The organism is Streptomyces sp. H27-H5 (assembly GCF_026627505.1).
In the GTDB taxonomy this organism is placed as follows: Bacteria; Actinomycetota; Actinomycetes; order Streptomycetales; family Streptomycetaceae; genus Streptomyces.
In genome coordinates this window covers 16,989-33,429 of record NZ_JAPNLK010000004.1, presented here as the reverse complement: position 1 = coordinate 33,429, position 16,441 = coordinate 16,989, and the positions used below count along the sequence as shown (strand labels likewise).

Below are 16,441 nucleotides of genomic sequence, written 5' to 3'. Positions count from 1 at the left end.
CCCGGCGGGGGCGGGCCTTGCCAGGCCCGGGACGCGGGCGCCCCGGGCGACGTATCGTGTCCGCGGGAACCATGGGGTTGGGTACCGCACTCGGGGGAGGCGATGTGGAGGACTACGCGGGTCGGATCCTGTCCGACCGATACCGCCTGCCGCTGCCGCCGTCGGACGAGTACGAGCCGGTCGAGACCCGGGCCTTCGACACCCGCAGCGGTCAGGAAGTCCTGGTCCGGCAGGTGCCGTTGCCCGAGATCGTGGACGCGGAGCTGCTGGACGGGACGCACGGTCCGGCGACCGGGCGTCGGTCGCCCGGCGAACTCCCGGCCGTGCGCCGGGCGATCGCGGCGGCGCAGGCGGCCGCCTCGGTACCCGACCATCCGCGCCTCGACCAGGTCTTCGACGTCTTCGCGGAGGGCGGTTCGCTGTGGATCGTCAGCGAACTCGTCCCCGCACGGCCGTTGGCGGCGCTGATCGCCGAGGAACCGCTGAGCCCCTACCGAGCGGCCGAGGTGGCCGCCGACGTGCTGACCGCGCTGCGGGTGCTGCACGCGCACGGCTGGACCCACCGCAACATCACCGTGCGGACCGTGTTGATATGCGAGGACGGCCGGGTCGTCCTGACGGGGCTCGCGGCGGGCGCCGCGGAAGAGGCCCTGTGCGGGTACGACCCGGTGCCCGAGGGCGCCGGGATCGGTACGGACCCCTCCGCTTCGCTCTCCGCGTCCGAGCCGATCGACCGGTACCCGACGCCCCAAGGGCTGCCGTGGCAGGGCCCGTCGGGCCACGACCCCGTGCGCGGGGAAGCCGGCCCCGGCACCCGGGCGACCGACCCGTACGACGGGATCCCCGGCCCCGGCCGGCCGCCGATCGCCCCCGTACCCGAACCCGAGCCCGGGCCCGAATCCGCATCCCGGACGCTTCCGCCCGCGCGGGAGTCCGGTGGCATCGCCTACGCGCCGCTGGTGGCTCCGGGGTACGACACCGGGCCGCGGTACTCCGACCACATCACCCCGGAACGCCCCCCGATCCCGGTGCTTCCGGCGCTCCAGGCGGGTCCCGCGGACACCCAGGCGTCCTCCGAGGAGCGGCCCGACCTCAAGGCCGCCGCGCGGGCCGGTTCCATCGCCGCCTACCGGGCCGGCGCGCGGGCGGCCGCAGCCAAGGTCGAGGAGGAACGCAGGGCGGGCACCGGCGCCGCACCCGAGCCGCGCCCGGAGGGCTCGAACCTGCCGCAGGGGTACTCGTACCCGTACGGGGGCCCGGATGCCGCGCCGGCCGCGCCCTGGCACGGCGCCACCCCGCGCCGCCGGCCGGACCCGGACACGGACCCGGCCGCCGAGCGGGAACCGGACTCCGACCCGGGCTCCGAGCCGGACTCCGCGTACGCACCGACGCCCGACCCGGAGTCCGCCTACGACCCGGAGTCCGCGTACGACCCGGAGCACGGCACCGCGCCCGACGCCGAGTCGACGGGCGCCGTGAACGTGCCCGCGCTGCCCGCGCAGCTCGCCCTGCCCCAGGGGTACCGCCAAGCCGAACCCCCGGACCCGTCCGGCCCCTTCCCGGCCGTGCGGCCGGGCGAGCCGCAGCCCGGGACCGGGATCGCCGTGCCCCGCCCGGCATCGCGGCCGACCCCGCGGTCGATCCCCGAGCCGGTCCCGCCGGCGGCCCCGCAGCCCGTCGGCGTCGTCGGCTGGTCCGGCGCCCGCATCGGCGGCGGTGGCCCCAGGACCGGCCTGGACGCCGAGCGCGCGCGGCAGACCCGGATGGCCGTCGTGGGAGCCGTCACCGAGCGCTGGGCGCCCGAGCAGGCCGGTCCCGTGCACGGGCACTGGCAACTCGCCGCGCCCGTCGGCCCCGCCACCGACCTGTGGGCACTCGGCGCGCTGCTGTACCGCGCCGTCCAGGGGCACGCCCCGTACCCCGAGGAGAGCGTCCCCGACCTCGTGGAGATGGTCTGCTCCGAGCCCCCCGCCTTTGCGGAGGAATGCGGCCCGCTGCGCCCGATCGTCGAGTCGCTGCTGCGTCAGGACCCCACCGAACGGCCCGACTTCGAGGAGTTGCGCGGCTGGCTGCGCTCGCTCGTGCGCTCGGCCCCCGAACCCGACGGCGCCTTCGGGATGCTGCCGATGCCGGACCCGACCCGGCTGCCCGTCGTGCGCAGGCGCGGCGACGTGCACGGCCGCCACCGCAGCGCGGACGCCCCGCGCCGCAAGCCGCGCTCCCTCGGGCGGACCCTGCTGGTCGGCGTGCTCGCGTTACTCGCGGCGGCGGTCGGGTACGCCCTGCTGTTCATGCCCCGCTCCGCGGATCAGCGGGTGCAGGGGGAGCCGGGCGGCACCACTGCGCGACCTCCCGTCTCCTCCGCGCCGCCCACGTCCGGCCAGGGCCCCGGCCGGACGCCCTCGGGCACCCCGGAGTCCAAGCCCGCCTCGCAGAGCAAGGCGCCCGTGCCCGCGCCGCCCGGGTACACCACCCAACAGGACCCCGAGCACTTCGAGATGGCGGTTCCCGACGGTTGGGAACGGCGCGGCATCAACGAGGCGGGCCAGGTCCGGTACGTGGACGGGCAATTCGTGTTGACGGTGGTGCCGGGACGGGACAAGGTCGAGGGCGGCAGGCCGGACCCGCTCACGTACCAGAAGGACAAGGAGCCGGAACTGTCCCCGTACCGCAACTCCAGTTGGGCGAGCGGTGGGGACGTCAAGTCGACCACGGTGGGCCAACAGGTCCGGGTCACCGGGCGGTACACGTGGATCGACTCGGCGGGACGGAGCGTCGTGGCGCGGAACTTCGTCGTCGCGTTGGGTGGGGTCTATCACGTGGTCCTGGTGACCGGACCGCAGGACGAGGAAGGAAGGGTCACCGAGGTCTTCGAGAAGGCCACGGGGAGTTACAAACCAGGGGGTTGACAGAGCGCTGACGGCATGTCAATGCGGCGATTGCGTCACAGTGCTGTCTCACCGCGCCCGCGCGGTGTCGGCATCGCGCGCAAGCTCCGTAATCTGGCCCGAAGTGCACAGAGCGGCGAGGTTTCGTGGAACAGCAGACAGGTGCGGGTGCAGTGCTCGCGAGCCGGTACAGGCTCGTCGAGCCCATCGGCCGCGGCGGCATGGGCAAGGTGTGGCGCGCGCATGATGAGTTGCTGCACAGGACCGTGGCGGTCAAGGAGCTGACGGCAGGTCTGTACGTGGCCCAGGCCGACCGGGAGGTCATGCATGCCCGGACGCAGAAGGAGGCCCGGGCCGCGGCCCGGATCCAGCACCCGGCGGTCGTGACCGTCCACGACGTGTTGGAGCACGACGACCGCCCGTGGATCGTCATGGAGTACATCGACGGTCCCTCCCTCGCCGAGGCTGCGAAGGCGGCGGGCCGCATCGAGCCCCGTGAGGCCGCCCGGATCGGGCTGCACGTGCTGGGCGCCCTGCGGGCCGCGCACGCCGTGGGAGTGCTGCACCGGGACGTGAAGCCGGGCAACGTCCTGCTCGCCAAGGACGGTCGGGTCCTGCTCACCGACTTCGGGATCGCCGCGATCGAGGGCGACTCGTCCATCACGCGCACGGGTGAACTCGTCGGCTCCATCGACTACCTGGCCCCCGAGCGGGTCACCGGCGGCGCCCCCGACCCGTCCTCCGACCTGTGGTCGCTCGGCGCCACGCTCTACACCGCGGTCGAGGCCCGCTCGCCGTTCCGGCGCACCTCGCCCATCTCCAGCCTCCAGGCCGTCGTCAACGACGAGCCGCCCGCGCTCCGTCAGGCCGGGGCGCTCGGCCCCGTCATCACTGCGCTGCTGCGCAAGGACCCCGCGGAGCGGCCCTCGGCCTCGGAGGCCGAGCGGATGCTGATCGAGGCGATGGAGGGCCGGGAGCCGAAGTCGGCCCAGGCGTACGTCCCGACGCGTGCGATGAGCGCGGAGGAACGGTCCCCCGCCCGGGATGCCGCCGGGGTCGAGGAGTCCGCCCGGGAGCCCCGGACGCGCCCCCCGACGGCCGGTGAACCCGGTGGCACCACGGTCCTCCCCGAGCAGTCGTCCCCGGCCCCCGCCCCCGTGCCGTTCCCGGGCCGCATCAAGCGGGCGGCGGCGGTGGCCCTGGTCGCGGCGCTGCTCGGCGGCGGCGGGGTCTTCGGGGTGCTCAAGTACACGGAGGGCAGGGCCGAGGGCGAGGACAAGAACGTCAGCGCCCCCGATCAGGGGCAGTCCGGCGACGGCAAGCCGCAGGCGGCGCTCACCCCGCCCGCGGGCTGGAAGAAGGTCGTCGACCCGGCGGGCTTCACGCTCTTCGTCCCGGAGGGCTGGGAGCGCCAGATGAACGGCACCCAGATCGACTACACCCCGGACAACGGCAACCACTTCGTACGGATCGCCTTCGACCCGACCCCGGACTACGACAATCCGTACGTGCACCTGCTGGACCTGGAGAAGCAGCTCAAGCTGCGGTCGGACTACAAGCGGCTGAAGCTGGAGCAGAACGGCTACCGGGACACCGTCCGCGCCGCGATCTGGGAGTTCACCCTGACCGAGAAGGGCACGCACGCCGGTCCGCGCCGGGCAATCGAGCAGATGTACGTGGCCCCGGACGACACCGAGTACGCGGTCTACATGTCGAGCCCGGCAGCCCACTGGGCCAAGACCCGGCAGCAGTTCGACACGGTGCTCAGCGGCTGGCAGCCCCCGCCCAAGAAGGGCTGACGGGGGCCAGGGGGCCCCTCGCCCGGCCATCCTGCCAGCGATCACTGGCGGAAATGGCAAAATCCGGTTACCCACGGGTACCCAAAGGACCGCAGGCGGAATACGCTCACCGCCATGACGGACTCGCAGGCCCCCGCCGCCCCCCTCCGCGCCGCACCGCAGCCCACCAACCCGGTGGCCGCCGCCCCGGCCGGCGCCCGTACCGCCGCCGACGTGGTGACCCCCGACCTCGTCGCCCGGCTGACCCGCGGAGTGATCGGGTCCGGTCGCACCGCCAACCACACCCCCTTCACCGGGGACAAACTGGCCGATCTGCCCGAGGCCGGGCCCGAGGACGTCGCCGAGGCCTTCGCCCGGGCCCGCGCCGCCCAGCCCGCCTGGGCCGCCGTCTCCGCACGCGGCCGGGCCGCCGTCCTGCTGCGCTTCCACGACCTGGTGCTGGCCCGGCAGGCCGAGGTGCTCGACCTGATCCAGCTGGAGACCGGCAAGGCCCGGCTGCACGCCCACGAGGAGGTGCAGGCCGTCGCGGTCGCCGCCCGCCACTACGGCCGCAAGGCCCCCTCGTACCTGCGCCCCAAGGGCCACACCGGAGCCATCCCCACCCTCACCAAGGTCACCGAACTGCGCCAGCCGCGCGGGGTCGTCGGCCAGATCGCCCCCTGGAACTACCCCCTCGAACTGTCCGTCGGCGACGCGCTGCCCGCCTTCGTCGCGGGCAACGCCGTGGTCATGAAGCCCGACACGGAGACCGCGCTCACCGCCCTGTGGGCCCGCGACCTGCTGATCGAGGCCGGCCTGCCCGCCGAGGTCTTCCAGATCGTCCTGGGCGAGGGACCCGTCGTCGGCCCCGAGGTGGTCCGGCACGCCGACTACGTCTCCTTCACCGGCTCCACCCGCACCGGCCGCGAGGTCGCCCGGGGCGCGGCCGACCGCCTCGTCGGCGTCACCCTGGAACTCGGCGGCAAGAACGCCATGCTCGTGCTGCGCGACGCCGACGTGGAGAAGGCCGCGGCGGGCGCCGTCCGCGCCTGCTTCTCCTCCGCGGGACAGCTGTGCATCTCCATCGAACGGCTCTACGTCCACCAGTCCATCGCGGACGCGTTCGTCGAGCGGTTCGCCGCCCGCACCAAGGCCATGCGGCTCGGCAACTCCCTCGCGTACGGCGCCGACATGGGCTCGCTCGTCGGCGAACGCCAGCTGGAGACCGTCCAACGGCACGTGGACGAGGCCGTCGCCAAGGGTGCCACCCTCGTCGCGGGCGGCGTCGCCCGCCCCGACATCGGCCCGCTGTTCTACGAGCCCACCATCCTCGACGGCGTCGAGACCCCCATGGCGGTCTGCGGCGAGGAGACCTTCGGCCCGGTCGTCTCCATCTACCGGTTCACCGACGAGGACGAGGCCGTCGCGCAGGCCAACGCCACCGCCTACGGGCTCAACTCCAGCGTCTGGACGAAGGACGCGCGGCGCGGTCACGCCGTCGCCGCCCGCCTGCGCACCGGAACCGTCAACATCAACGAGGGCTACGCCCCCGCCTACGGCAGCGCCCAGGCGCCCATGGGCGGCATGAAGGATTCCGGCCTCGGCCGCCGGCACGGCTCCGAGGGCATCCTCAAGTACACCGAGGCGCAGACCGTCGCACACCAGCGGCTGCTCCCGATGGCCCCCTCGCTGGGCATGGACGACGAGAAGTACGCGGCGTTCATGACCCGCAGCCTCAAGGTCATGAAGGCGCTCCGATTCCGTTAGGCACGACCGCCCGGGAGGCAACGCAGTGTCGTACGACTACGACGTGATCGTCATCGGATCGGGCTTCGGAGGGTCGGTCTCGGCGCTGCGGCTCACCGAGAAGGGCTACCGGGTCGGCGTCCTGGAGGCAGGCCGCCGCTTCACCCGCCAGAGCCTGCCGAAGAACAGCTGGGACCTGCGGAACTACCTGTGGGCCCCGGCGCTCGGGCTCTACGGCATCCAGCGGATCCACCTGCTCGGCAACGTGATGGTGCTCGCGGGCGCCGGCGTGGGCGGCGGCTCGCTGAACTACGCCAACACCCTCTACGTGCCGCCCGCCGCCTTCTTCGAGGACCGGCAGTGGGCCTCCATCACCGACTGGCGCGAGGAACTCGCCCCGTACTACGACCAGGCCAAGCGGATGCTGGGGGTCCGGCTCAACCCGACGACGACCCCCTCGGACGTCCACCTGAAGGCCGCCGCCGAACGGATGGGCGTCGCCGACTCCTTCCACATGGCCCCGGTCGGCGTCTTCTTCGGGGACGGCGAGGACGCCGAGGGCCGGCACCGGGCCAGGGCCGGCGAGGAGGTCGCCGACCCGTACTTCGGCGGCAAGGGCCCCGCCCGCAAGGCCTGCACCGAGTGCGGCGAGTGCATGACCGGCTGCCGGCACGGCGCGAAGAACACCCTCAACGAGAACTACCTGCACCTCGCCGAGCGCGCCGGCGCCGTCATCCACCCCATGACCACCGTCACCGCGATCTCCGAGCACCCCGACGGCGGCCACCGGGTCCGCACCGTCCCCACCGACCACCGCCGCCGCGGCAAGGCCAAGGTGCTGCGCGCCCGGTACGTGGTCGTGGCGGCCGGCACGTACGGCACCCAGACCCTGCTGCACACGATGAAGGACCGGGGCGAGCTGCCCCGCCTCTCGGACCGGCTCGGGGAACTGACCCGCACCAACTCCGAGGGCCTGGTCGGCGCCCAGACCGACGACCGGCGCTACCGCAAGCGGCACGGCGAGGGACGCCGGGCCGACTTCACCCACGGGGTGGCCATCACCTCGTCCGTGCACCCCAACGCGAACACCCACATCGAGCCCGTCCGCTACGGCAAGGGCTCCAACGCCATGGGGTTCATGACCATCCTCCAGGTGCCGTACGCCAAGCACCGGGTCCGGGCCTGGTTCGCCCGGACCGCCAAGCACCCCGTGCAACTGGCGCGCTCGCTCTCCAACCGGCGCTGGTCGGAGCGGACGATCATCGGGCTCGTCATGCAGTCCCTGGACAACTCCCTCACCACGTACCGCAAGCCCGGCGGGATCGGAAAGGGCCTGCTGACCGCCCGGCAGGGCCACGGCGCCCCCAACCCGGTACAGATCGCGGAGGCCACCGAGGCCGCGACCCTGCTCGCCGAGGAGATCAACGGGTTCGCCGGCAGCAACGTCGGCGAGCTGATGGGCACCCCGCTGACCGCGCACTTCCTCGGCGGCTGCCCGATCGGCGAGAACCCGGGCGAGGGAGTCGTCGACCCGTACCACCGGCTGTACGGGCACCCCGGTATCTCGGTGGTCGACGGCTCGGCGGTCTCCGCCAACCTCGGGGTCAACCCGTCGCTGACGATCACGGCGCAGGCCGAGCGGGCCATGTCGTACTGGCCGAACAACGGCGAGGAGGACCCGCGGCCCGCCCAGGGCGTCGGCTACGTCCGCCTCTCGGCCGTGGAACCGGTCCGGCCGGCTGTCCCGAAGGACGCCTTCGGCGCGCTGCGGCTGCCGTTCCTCGCCGTCCCGGAAATACCTCCGAGGCAACCGGAACCGGAGCACTGAGGCCGGATCCCGGCCGGGTACGACATCGGCGGACACCGCGCTCCCCCTCCGAGCGCGGTGTCCGCCGATGTACATGAGTGACCGGTGGTCGCCCCGGAAGGTTGTAGCGGAATCGGCCCGACAGGGCTGTGGTGTCCATCACATGGTCAACGAGGCAACCGCCCCGCGCCCCGGACGGTCAACGGGGGCATGAGAAAGCGCATCTCCCTCCTGGCCGCCTGCGGCCTGGTGGCCGTGGGACTGGCCACCACCCCCGCGCACGCCGCGGACCCCGTCTTCCCGGTGCTCGGCCCCGCCGCCCTCCCGCTTCCGGTGCCTCCGGCGACCGGCAGCCCGAAGGAGGAGTCGCTCGTCTTCACCCTCGGTGTCCCGTCGGCCGGCGGCGGCTTCGGCGGGGAGGCCGTCCTCACCGTCGACCTGACCAAGGTCGCCGGCATCGCGACCGTCCGGGAGAACACGGGCGGCGCCAAGGAGAAGTGCACGGCGAGCGCCACGACGCTCGTCTGCACCGTTCGCGGCACCCTGCCGCGCGTCGAGCTCTTCGTCGCCGCCGCCAAGAACGCCAAGAACGGCGACACCGGCGAGATCACGGTGACGGGCAAGACGGCCGGGGCCACCATCACCCCGGCCGCCACCCGGCTCAGCGTCGGCGGCCCGGACCTCGTCATGCGGGAGATGGCGCTCAAGGGCGACCCCCGGCCCGGCGAGAGCCAGCCGCTGCCGCTCGTCTTCACGAACGCGGGCACCCAAGCGGCCAGGGGCGTGGTGCTGGAGCTGGAGACCACGCGCGGCATGAGCCTCGTGGAGACGTACGACAACTGCCGCACCCGCACCGTCGCGGACATCACCACGGCCCTGTGCTCGGTCGACGGGGACTTCGAGCCCGGCGAGACCTACGAACTCGCCGGGGACAGCCCGCTGCACGTCAAGGCCAACCCGAACGCCTACAGCGACCGGCTCGGCTACGGCATCCACCCGGCCGGCGACGAGCCGAAGGCCGCGCAGTGGGACGGCAAGGCCGCCACGGGCAAGCGCCTGGGCGTCGCCAAGCGGGCCGCGAAGGCCGCCGCGAGCGCGCGCGCCGTCGACCTGAACCCGGGCGACAACCGGCGCACCTTCGACTTCCACACCCGCAACACGGCCGACTTCACCACGGCGGCCGTGACCCTCGAAGGCGACTCGGGCGACACCCTGACGACCGCGTTCGCCTTCGAGAACAAGGGCCCGGCCTGGATCCGCAGCACTCGCGCCGGCGACTCGGCGGCCCGCACCGTCATCGTGATGCCCGACGGCGTACGGGTCGTCCGCAAGCCCGACGGCTGCGCCGCCACCACCGCCACCGGCGGCGAGCGCGCCGACCAGCTCGGCGCGCCCCGCTACGTGTGCGCGCTCGGCGACACGGTGCGCGAGAACCAGCGGGTCGTCTACCCGTTCGACCTCAAGGTGGAGAAGACCCTGGTGAACGCCAAGGGCTCCGTCACCGTCGGGGACTGGGGCACGACCGCGCCGCGACCGCACTCCTTCGACCCGAACCCCGCCAACAACACGGCCGTCCTCGTGGTGAACGCCGAGGACGACGGCACCGGTCCGCGCCCGACCCCGCGTCCCTCCACGAGCGCCGGCACCCCCTCGCCGGGCGCCTCCGCGACCCCGACGGCGACCGCGTCGGCCACGGCCGCCGGCGCCAAGGGCACGGGCACCGGCACCGGCTCGGGCACCACCGCCCACGGGAGCGGAAACCTCGCCTCCACCGGCGTCACCGCCGGCCCGATCGCGCTCGGCGCCGCCGCACTGATCGCCGCCGGCGGCGCGCTGTACGTGGCGGTCCGCCGCCGGGGCCCCGCGCGCACGTAGGTCCGGGGCGCGGCCTTCCCGCGCGCGGCTTTCTCATGACATGGCACAACGGCCGGCCCGGGGCGTCCCCCGGGCCGGCCGTCTTCTCACGTGGTGACCGGGCTGCTGTCCCCTGCCGTCCGGTCACGTGGAGGAGCGAGGTCCCACGACGCACGACCGTCGGGCCGTACGTCTCATCGCTCCGGCAGAGCCACGCGTGGTGGTGCGGACCCGCGCCTGGCTGGCACGGACACCCCCTCAACGAAGGACTGCCGGGGCCGGTCACGGTCCGGACGAGTGACGAACACCCGCCCGCGACCGGCCCCGCACGCCCCGGGCCCGCCTCAGACACGGCCCCGGCACAGCTCCAGCAGGGTCATCGCGAGCTGGGTGCCGGGCTTGCCGAGGGCGTCGCTCCAGTGCGAGAGCACCTCCATCTCGCGTGAGAGGTGCACCCGACGGCCGCCGGAGCCGATCCGGGCCTCCTGGATCACCGTGGAGACGGCCATCCGCTCCTGGATCAGGCCGATGATCCGGTCGTCGATGGCGTCGATCCGCTCGCGGGAGTCGGTGATCAGCTGCTCGGGGGTGGTGACGGACATGAGGTTCTCCTGTGGGTGGTGGGTCCGACAGGAGCGGGAACGCCAGAGCGCCCCGGTCCTGTCGGACCGGGGCGCTCTGGGAAGTCAGCGGCTCAAGCGAGCATCACGATGACCCATGGCGACCGGACCGACCGGTGCCATAGGTAAAGAGGAAGCTCAGCTGCTCGCGCATGGAACGGATTATGACCTTCCACCCCGCTCCCGGCCAAACGGGTTCGGATGGTGAGACGAAACGGCCCACCCGTCCCCCGTTAGAATCGACAACACACACCCTCTTCCGCCGGAAGGCCTGCCCGTGCCTGAAGCACACACCGCCGCCCACGACAGCGCCCCGGACACGGTTCTCGTCGTCGACTTCGGTGCCCAGTACGCCCAGCTCATCGCCCGTCGCGTCCGCGAGGCCCGGGTCTACAGCGAGATCGTGCCCGGCACGATGCCCGTGGCCGAGATGCTCGCCAAGAACCCCAAGGCGATCATCCTGTCCGGAGGCCCGTCCTCGGTGTACGAGGAGGGCGCGCCCACCATCGACCGCGCCCTGTTCGAGGCCGGCGTCCCCGTCTTCGGCATGTGCTACGGCTTCCAGCTGATGGCGGTCACCCTCGGCGGTCAGGTCGACAACACCGGCGCCCGCGAGTACGGCCGCACCCCGCTGGCCGTCTCCAAGTCGGGCTCCACCCTCTTCGAGGGCACCCCCGACAACCAGTCGGTGTGGATGTCCCACGGCGACGCGTGCTCCGCCGCCCCCGAGGGCTTCACCGTCACCGCCTCGACGAACGTCGTCCCGGTCGCGGCCTTCGAGAACGACGAGAAGAAGCTGTACGGGGTCCAGTACCACCCCGAGGTCATGCACTCCACGCACGGCCAGCAGATCCTGGAGCACTTCCTCTACCGCGGCGCCGGCCTGGCCCCCACCTGGACCACCGGCAACATCGTCGAGGAGCAGGTCGCGGCCATCCGCGAGCAGGTCGGCGACAAGCGCGCCATCTGCGGCCTCTCCGGCGGCGTGGACTCCGCCGTGGCGGCGGCGCTCGTGCAGAAGGCCATCGGCTCGCAGCTCACCTGCGTGTACGTCGACCACGGTCTGATGCGCAAGGGCGAGACCGAGCAGGTCGAGAAGGACTTCGTCGCGGCCACCGGCGTCCAGCTGAAGGTCGTCGACGCCCAGGAGCGCTTCCTGAACGCGCTGGCCGGCGTCTCCGACCCGGAGACCAAGCGGAAGATCATCGGCCGCGAGTTCATCCGCGTCTTCGAGCAGGCCCAGGCCGAGATCATCGCCGAGGGCGGCGCGGACGTGGCCTTCCTGGTCCAGGGCACCCTGTACCCGGACGTCGTCGAGTCCGGCGGCGGCACCGGCACCGCGAACATCAAGTCGCACCACAACGTCGGCGGCCTCCCCGACGACATCGAGTTCGAACTCGTCGAGCCGCTGCGGCAGCTGTTCAAGGACGAGGTCCGCATGGTCGGCCAGGAGCTGGGCCTGCCGGACGAGATCGTCCAGCGCCAGCCCTTCCCAGGCCCCGGCCTCGGCATCCGCATCGTCGGCGAGGTCACCAAGGAGCGGCTCGACCTGCTCCGCGAGGCCGACGCCATCGCCCGCCACGAGCTGACCGCCGCCGGCCTCGACCGGGAGATCTGGCAGTGCCCGGTCGTCCTGCTCGCGGACGTCCGCAGCGTCGGCGTCCAGGGCGACGGCCGCACCTACGGCCACCCGATCGTGCTGCGCCCCGTCTCCTCCGAGGACGCGATGACCGCCGACTGGACGCGCATGCCGTACGAGGTGCTCGCCCGGATCTCCACCCGCATCACCAACGAGGTGCGGGACGTGAACCGCGTGGTCCTGGACTGCACGAGCAAGCCGCCGGGCACCATCGAGTGGGAGTAGCCCCCACCCGGCCCCGCCGGACCTGACGAAGCCGCCGTTTCCCTCGGGGAGCGGCGGCTTCGGCGTTCCTCTGGCCGGTTCGGCGGGGTGCCGGTACCTTGCGCCCCGAGTCGACGCCCAGCGAGGAGTGGCCCATGCCGGACCAGCAGCCAGCCCCGGAACCCGTTCCCGCCGACCGGTTGCGCTTCGAGCTGCCGCCCCGGCACACGGACCCGGCCGACGAGCGGGCGTACCGCAGGGAACGGCTCGCCGGGGCGCTGCGCCTGCTCGGGCGGCTGGGGTACGAGGACGGGGTCGGCGGGCACGTCACCGCACGCGACCCCGAGTTCGAGGACAGCTACTGGGTGAACCCCTTCGGCCGGGCCTTCGCCGGGCTGGGCGCCGAGGACCTGTTGCTGGTCGACGGGGACGGCCGGGTGCTCCTGGGGGAGCGGCGGGTCAACCAACTGGCCTTCGCCGTGCACGCGGCCGTGCACCGGGCCCGGCCCGAGGTGGTGGCGGTGGTGCGCACGCAGGCCCCGTACGGCAGGGCGCTGGCCGCCCTCGGCGAACTGCTGGCCCCCGTGACCCGGGAGGCCTGCGCCTTCTACGAGGACCACTCATCCCTCAGTCAAAGGCGCACAGGTTCCCGCAGCTCAGGGCCTGCTCACAGAAGGAAGGGTTAGGTATGGATGACCTCCTAGAGGCCTGGATCTCGGTTCAGGTGTCCCAAGCCCCGCAGCTCTCCAACGAAGCGTTGCGTGATCTGGCGGACGCTCTTGGCCTTGAGATGGCCACCTGACAGCGAGCAACACAGCCGGCCCGCCTCCCTGGAGGCGGGCCATCGACTTCTTCAAAAAGTTGCGTTACGGTCCAAAGCAGAACCCCCCGAGGTAGCAGCCTCAGGGGGCCCCGTCAGGTAGCAGCCTGACGGGAAGCACACCTAGAGATGTGGACTCTAGATGCACGTCCAGCGTACCCGGCACACCCGTGCCTATGTCCAGATTCCCAACGTAATCGCTCGGTCCTCAACGCTCAGCCTTGAGGCGGTGGGGCTGCTTGTTCGACTGCTCTCCCTACCTGATGTGAACAAGTCCACGGTAGAGGGAGTGACCTCCCGAGTTCCGAACGGCCGGCGAGTGGTCGGCCGCGCTATGAACGAGCTGGTTGAGGCTGGCTACGTTCAGAGGGCTCGGGTCCAGGACCCGGAGACCGGACGATGGGTCACCCTCACATCCGTCTCGGACCAGCCGACCGACCAGGTCGCGACGGTCGGAGAGGCGGCCCCTCGGAGCGTCGGCGGCTATCCCAAGGGAAAAGCACCGCAGGGAAATGACCTCCTCCCTGAGCCGCGCTCTGAGGAGCAGGCCGGCAGGGCTGACGACAGCAGCAAGGAGGAGGGGGAGATTTCTCCCTCTTCCACCGACAAGACTCCTGGCACGGCTGACGCCGTAGCCAGTCGAGCCGTGCTGTGCCTCGCCAAGCTCGGACAGCACGAACGTCGGCTTCGCCTCACTCCGACCGAGGTGCAGCGGCTTGCCCCTCTGGCGGCTGCATGGCTGTCTGAGGGCTTCCACGAGATGGAAGTGATCACGGCCCTCGGTCGCGCCCTGCCGGCCTCCATCGATTCGGCCGCAGCTTTGGTGACCTTCCGCCTGAAGGAGCACCGCCCCGAGCCGCCTACAGCCCTGGTGCACGCTTCACAGCCCGCACAGAAGGTGACGCGCTCGCAGTGCTCGGAGTGCCGCCGGCCCTTCCGCCTCGGTGTCACGGCTGACGTATGCCGTGACTGCCGCAAGCACGCCTGAAACTCCCCCTCGCTACTTGGAAGGCAGCACCATGCCTAGCTCAGCTTTGCCCTGGTACCTCAAGGGGATTCTGTACGTGGGTATCCCGTCCGCCTGCCTGGCGGCCCTGTACCTCTCGATACCTGGGGAGGTAGCCCTTGCGAGGACCGCAGGTTGGTCCGCGCACTACGCGCCGGCCATGCCCGTATGCCTCTCCGTTTACGCCCTCTCTGCCGGAGCCATCGCCGCTTACCGCAGGAAGATGGAGCTGCCGGGGCAGCTCACAGCACTCATCGGTTCGTTGATGGCCCTCATCCTGGCCATGTCTGCTCAGTCGATCAGCCACCTGATTGAGCAGAACTACATGAGCACCTCTGCCGTCCTGGTGGTGGCCGTGTCCTGCGTACCGCCGCTCACGATCGCTCACCTGGTACACATGGCCGAGACCCCCGCTCAGGTGCGGACGGCTTCTGAGGAGATGGACGACATGAGGCGACTGCTTCAGGCCTTCATGATCGAAACGGCTGACTCACTCATCTCCGGGTCGGAGTCGCTCATCAAGAAGTACGACCACGTGAGCACTGGGGCAACCGCCCTGTGTGAGGCTGCCGCTCAGACGCTTCACGAAGCTGCGGCTGTCATGGCCGAAGCTGAGAGGGAGATGGCTGCCGCCGATGATGAGCCTCAGGTGAACCGGAAGGGCCCCAAGAAGGCCGTACCGCCGGCCAAGATCAAGGCTGCCGCCCGGGAGCTGGAGGCCGGCGGCGAGAAGGTGACTGGAGGCCGCTTGGCGGCGCTGTTGGGAGTCAGCCCAGCAACCGGGACCAGGTACATGCAAGACGTGCTGAGCACCTGACCGGAGCACGACGACGGCCCCCTCTCAGGCTAAGAGAGAGGGGGCCGTCTGCACTCAGTGTCTCAGATGCTCTGTTCCTTGGCGAAGTCCATGAACGAGGACCAGGCGGCCGGCGAGGCTGCGAACGATCCCGCCTCGTGGTCCTTCGTGTCCCGGACGAAGACAGCTCCGGGAACGTTCTTGGCAACCTCGACACAGTTGTCGTTCTGGCCGCTGTACGTGCTCGTGCGCCAAGCAGGCTGCGTGATCATGTGTACGTCCCCAGTGCTTCCCGGATCAACTCTTCTGACTTGCTGGGCGGTAGGGCCTCAGCGTGGAGCTGATCATAGATCCTCTGAAACCGCTCTGCGTCTTCAACGTCCTGCATGTACCTCCCAACGTCGAAGCCCTCCGTGTAGGCAGAGACCTCGCCGCTGCGTGAGGTGAGCACGCTAATCGACCCACCGACTGTGGGGCAGTCAGCTCGGAGGATCTGAACGTGAATGTTCGGCATCTGAATCGCTTTGAGTAGATGCTCCATCTGATCGCGCATGATGGTGCGCGAACCGATCACCTTGGTTAGGGCCCCTCTGTCCAGCACGACCCACAGCCACGGGGCATCAGGGCCCTCCAAGACCTCCTGCCGCTCGTACCTTCGCTCAGCAGCAGCCCGGATCTCATCTTCGAGTCCCTCAGGATCACCAAGCCGCATGAGGGCTGCGGCGTAGGCCTGTGTCTGGAGCAGACCGGGAATGAGGAGAGAGAACTCCTTTATCGTCTTCGCCTTGGCCTGCTTGGCAAGGAACGGCTGGGCGTAGTCCTTGAAGCTCGCGTTCCTCAGCAAGGGGTAGAGCTCCATGAGAGCATCGCCCGCATCCAGGGCCGACGTAAGCCGCTCGACCATGGCCTTGTTCGGTGGATCGTTGGCCGTCTGGATCTTGATGAGGCGACTTTCTGAGATGAAAAGCTTCGCAGCTAACTGCGCCGGGGTGAGCCCCCGGAGGTCTTGCAGGTCTCTGACCTTGGCTCCTAGCAAGCCGGCCGGTGTCGTCCGGTCCAGCTCCTTACGCGGTCGCCCCACGCTACTACCCCTGTTTCTGCGGGATCTCAGCACTCACGTTGATCTACCTGTTCAGGCTAGCCAGTTGACGACAAACTCATGCCTCAGACGAACAAACCCGATGGCGGAGGGTTCGACATGGTAGGGAAGCAGAGCCCCAGAGCAGCACCGACCGAGGGCCGGCAGATCAGTAGGCCCCCCAGCCGTTGGACGGACTACGGAG

11 protein-coding genes and 1 pseudogene are annotated in these 16,441 nt (G+C 71.2%); 9 read left to right on the top strand and 3 right to left on the bottom strand.

The features are described from left to right. The first annotated feature begins 104 nt into the window (after window positions 1–104). From OTB19_RS02590 to OTB19_RS02570, 5 genes are all read left to right on the top strand, one after another. Window positions 105–2,909 carry a serine/threonine protein kinase gene (locus OTB19_RS02590; RefSeq protein WP_267796282.1) on the top strand — a complete coding sequence of 935 codons (2,805 nt, stop codon included), beginning with the start codon at window positions 105–107 and terminating at the stop codon, window positions 2,907–2,909. Between the two features lie 125 nt (window positions 2,910–3,034). Next, the gene (locus OTB19_RS02585; protein WP_267796281.1) at window positions 3,035–4,687 is read left to right on the top strand and encodes a serine/threonine-protein kinase; all 1,653 of its coding nucleotides are present in this window, start codon (window positions 3,035–3,037) and stop codon (window positions 4,685–4,687) included. 114 nt (window positions 4,688–4,801) lie between these two features. Further along, window positions 4,802–6,433, top strand: coding sequence for a succinic semialdehyde dehydrogenase (locus OTB19_RS02580; protein ID WP_267796280.1), 1,632 nt, complete (start codon window positions 4,802–4,804; stop codon window positions 6,431–6,433). Between the two features lie 25 nt (window positions 6,434–6,458). Continuing rightward, window positions 6,459–8,240, top strand: a complete 1,782-nt coding sequence (locus OTB19_RS02575) for a GMC family oxidoreductase N-terminal domain-containing protein (RefSeq protein ID WP_267796279.1) — start codon at window positions 6,459–6,461, stop codon at window positions 8,238–8,240. A 189-nt stretch (window positions 8,241–8,429) separates the two neighbouring features. Beyond that, complete coding sequence (locus OTB19_RS02570; protein WP_267796278.1) at window positions 8,430–10,094, top strand: peptidase; 1,665 nt, start codon at window positions 8,430–8,432, stop codon at window positions 10,092–10,094. 323 nt (window positions 10,095–10,417) lie between these two features. Here the strand turns inward: OTB19_RS02570 and OTB19_RS02565 are convergent, their stop codons facing one another. After that, a complete protein-coding gene (locus tag OTB19_RS02565; RefSeq protein WP_267796277.1) occupies window positions 10,418–10,675 on the bottom strand; it encodes a chorismate mutase in 258 nt (85 codons plus the stop codon). A gap of 295 nt (window positions 10,676–10,970) precedes the next feature. On the opposite strand from OTB19_RS02565, the gene guaA reads away from it, so the two are divergent. The 4 genes and pseudogenes from guaA to OTB19_RS02545 all read left to right on the top strand — a co-directional run bounded on the left by guaA (window position 10,971) and on the right by OTB19_RS02545 (window position 15,179). Continuing rightward, window positions 10,971–12,557, top strand: a complete 1,587-nt coding sequence (gene guaA, locus OTB19_RS02560; RefSeq protein WP_267796276.1) for a glutamine-hydrolyzing GMP synthase — start codon at window positions 10,971–10,973, stop codon at window positions 12,555–12,557. 134 nt (window positions 12,558–12,691) lie between these two features. After that, window positions 12,692–13,159, top strand: a pseudogene (locus tag OTB19_RS02555) (class II aldolase/adducin family protein); the annotation flags it as partial. A gap of 339 nt (window positions 13,160–13,498) precedes the next feature. Continuing rightward, a complete protein-coding gene (locus tag OTB19_RS02550; protein WP_267796275.1) occupies window positions 13,499–14,344 on the top strand; it encodes a hypothetical protein in 846 nt (281 codons plus the stop codon). Window positions 14,345–14,375: 31 nt separating this feature from the next. Beyond that, window positions 14,376–15,179 carry a hypothetical protein gene (locus tag OTB19_RS02545; RefSeq protein WP_267796274.1) on the top strand — a complete coding sequence of 268 codons (804 nt, stop codon included), beginning with the start codon at window positions 14,376–14,378 and terminating at the stop codon, window positions 15,177–15,179. A 62-nt stretch (window positions 15,180–15,241) separates the two neighbouring features. On the opposite strand, the gene OTB19_RS02540 is transcribed toward OTB19_RS02545, so the two are convergent. Together OTB19_RS02540 and OTB19_RS02535 are read right to left on the bottom strand one after the other, a co-directional pair. After that, window positions 15,242–15,430 carry a DUF397 domain-containing protein gene (locus OTB19_RS02540; protein ID WP_267796273.1) on the bottom strand — a complete coding sequence of 63 codons (189 nt, stop codon included), beginning with the start codon at window positions 15,428–15,430 and terminating at the stop codon, window positions 15,242–15,244. After that, window positions 15,427–16,272, bottom strand: coding sequence for a helix-turn-helix domain-containing protein (locus OTB19_RS02535; protein WP_267796272.1), 846 nt, complete (start codon window positions 16,270–16,272; stop codon window positions 15,427–15,429). The genes OTB19_RS02540 and OTB19_RS02535 overlap by 4 nt, the downstream gene beginning before the upstream one ends. Window positions 16,273–16,441: the final 169 nt, after the last annotated feature.

What these genes read in the sequence shown, in the direction of transcription:
- OTB19_RS02580 (WP_267796280.1), top strand. Translation starts at nt 4,802, where the DNA reads ATGACGGACTCGCAGGCCCCCGCCGCCCCCCTCCGCGCCGCACCGCAG.
- OTB19_RS02570 (WP_267796278.1), top strand. Translation starts at nt 8,430, where the DNA reads ATGAGAAAGCGCATCTCCCTCCTGGCCGCCTGCGGCCTGGTGGCCGTG.
- OTB19_RS02565 (WP_267796277.1), bottom strand. Translation starts at nt 10,675, where the DNA reads ATGTCCGTCACCACCCCCGAGCAGCTGATCACCGACTCCCGCGAGCGG.
- OTB19_RS02550 (WP_267796275.1), top strand. Translation starts at nt 13,499, where the DNA reads ATGCACGTCCAGCGTACCCGGCACACCCGTGCCTATGTCCAGATTCCC.
- OTB19_RS02545 (WP_267796274.1), top strand. Translation starts at nt 14,376, where the DNA reads ATGCCTAGCTCAGCTTTGCCCTGGTACCTCAAGGGGATTCTGTACGTG.
- OTB19_RS02540 (WP_267796273.1), bottom strand. Translation starts at nt 15,430, where the DNA reads ATGATCACGCAGCCTGCTTGGCGCACGAGCACGTACAGCGGCCAGAAC.